This is a genomic window from Bradyrhizobium sp. WSM4872, from assembly GCF_055811715.1.
Genome location: NZ_JBVVPT010000083.1, coordinates 1 through 361, shown reverse-complemented (window position 1 = coordinate 361; position 361 = coordinate 1). Strand labels below are relative to the sequence as shown.

At 63.7% G+C, this 361-nt stretch carries 1 protein-coding gene; it reads right to left on the bottom strand.

Annotated features, from left to right (window positions below; all coding sequences use genetic code 11):
- Positions 1–361: amino acid permease (locus tag AC0L3C_RS36210; protein ID WP_473410410.1), on the bottom strand; the 361-nt coding region annotated here is incomplete at both ends.

The following is a 361-nucleotide window of genomic DNA, read 5'->3' as shown; positions in this document are numbered from 1 at the left end:
GAGGATTCTTCATTTCCTCGGAGATGTTCACCAGGTGTTCGAAGCCGATGAACGCAAACACTGCGAGCAGCGAAGTTCGCGCGATGCCGGACCAGGCCCCCGGGTCATGCAGCGAAGGCCAAAGTTCAGGCAGACGCGAGACGAGCGCGCCGCCATTGAACAGGCCGGCGGCGAGGATGAGGATCAACCCTCCGATCTCGACGACCGTCATCAGCCCCGCGAAGCTGATGGACTGAACCGCGGAAAGGCAGGCGATGGCTCCCATCGCGAGCACGACGCCGGCGATGATCCAGGCAGCAGGGAGCGGCACGAAGACGCCGATGTAACCGGCGCTCCCGACGCTGATGGTGGCGCCTGAGAT